This window comes from Pauljensenia hongkongensis, assembly GCF_001746855.1.
GTDB classification, from domain to species: domain Bacteria; phylum Actinomycetota; class Actinomycetes; order Actinomycetales; family Actinomycetaceae; genus Pauljensenia; species Pauljensenia hongkongensis.
In genome coordinates this window covers 708,266-709,753 of sequence record NZ_CP017298.1, presented here as the reverse complement: position 1 = coordinate 709,753, position 1,488 = coordinate 708,266, and the positions used below count along the sequence as shown (strand labels likewise).

General features: G+C 75.0%; 2 protein-coding genes. Both read right to left on the bottom strand.

Annotated elements, in window-relative coordinates; translation table 11 throughout:
* A partial coding sequence (locus tag BH719_RS09545; RefSeq protein WP_245683309.1) for a DUF5682 family protein occupies positions 1-355 on the bottom strand: 355 nt, incomplete at its 3' end.
* A gap of 14 nt (positions 356-369) precedes the next feature.
* The gene (locus tag BH719_RS02955; RefSeq protein ID WP_009743254.1) at positions 370-1,470 is read right to left on the bottom strand and encodes an ATP-binding protein; all 1,101 of its coding nucleotides are present in this window, start codon (positions 1,468-1,470) and stop codon (positions 370-372) included.
* Positions 1,471-1,488 lie beyond the last annotated feature (18 nt).

Below are 1,488 nucleotides of genomic sequence, written 5' to 3'. Positions count from 1 at the left end.
CGCCCCCGTCGCCGGGGCCGGCCCCGACGGGCAGATCGACGCACGCGACCTCGGCGCCCGCGCCGCGCGCCCAGCGCAGAGCCGCCAACTCCGGGGAGAAATCCGCGAAGGGGTAGAAGCTCATGCCCTCGCCGCGGCTGAACGCCAGGGCCACGGGGGCCACCGTCTCCGGGTGGGCGAGCCAGTCCACCCACGCCCGCGCCTGCGCGGGCAACTCGACCGCGAGCACATCCGGGCCGAAACCGTCGAGCAAGCGGGGGACGGCGACGGCCAGAGCGGGCGAGTGGTGGCGCACCCCGATCAGGAACGGGGCGCGCGAGGCCGCCAGCGCCGCGACCTCCCCGCCCGCGCTCACACCCGTCGCCCCCGTCACTGCTCGAGCGCGCCGCGCAGCTCCCACAGCTGCTCCCACGTGCGCATTCCCTGCGCCGCCCGGCGCTTGACGACAGAGTCCCAGTAGGCCAGCAGGCGCGCCCCGTCGTCGGAGTCGTCCTTGCGCACCGCGCCGAGCAACTGGCCGGGGATCAGCCGCACCCCGTCCTTGGCGTGGGGGAAGAACGCGCCCGCAAGGGCGATGGATCCGGACACGGCGACCGCCTCGGCGGTGGACAGGACCGTCGAGGGCCTCTCCACGGACCACCCCTCCTGGCTGACCCCGCCGCGCAGGTCCCTGAAAGCGGTGACCAGGGCCTCCACGACCACGCGGTCGGCGCTCGCGGGCGCGCCCACGGCGGCGAGGGCGCGCTCCGTCTTCTCCATGACCAGGGCGACCTCCTCCTCGGCGCTCGCTATCGGGGCGACGGCCTCGAAGTTGAAACGCCGTTTGAGGGCGGCGCTCATCTCCGTCACGCCCCGGTCGCGCAGGTTCGCGGTGGCGATCACGCAGAAACCGGGCGCGGCGTGGACGGCGTACTCGCCCAGTTCGGGCACCGCGAGGCGCCGCTCGGAGAGCACGGAGACGAGGGCGTCCTGCACCTCGGGCAGGCAGCGGGTGATCTCCTCGACGCGTGCCACCCGCCCCGAGCGCATGGCGGCGAGGACGGGGGAGGGGACCAGCGCGTCCTCGCTGGGGCCCCTGGCCAGCAGTTGGGCGTAGTTCCACCCGTAGCGCAGCTGGTCCTCGGTGGTCCCGGCGCTGCCCTGCACCGTCAGGCCGGAGGTCCCGCAGATCGCGGCCGCCAGCAGTTCGGAGAGCATCGACTTGGCGGTGCCCGGCTCGCCCACCAGCAGCAGGGCGCGCTCCCCGGCCAGGGTGATGACGCAGCGCTCCACCAGCGCCGGGTCCCCCACGAACTTGCGGGACACCCCCAGGCGCGCGTTCCCGCACACGAAGGAGACGACGGCCGAGGGCGTGAGCAGCCAGCCGGGGGGCCTGGGCCCGCCGACCTCAGCCAGGCGGGCGAGCTCGTCGGCGTAGCGCGACTCCGGGGGCGGCACCTGCTGGGCGCCGGGCTCGGGGGGTGTGTCCATGGGTCCTCCCATCATCGT

Coding starts and splice junctions, on each gene's coding strand:
- BH719_RS02955 (WP_009743254.1), bottom strand. CDS start 1,470: ATGGACACACCCCCCGAGCCCGGCGCCCAGCAGGTGCCGCCCCCGGAG.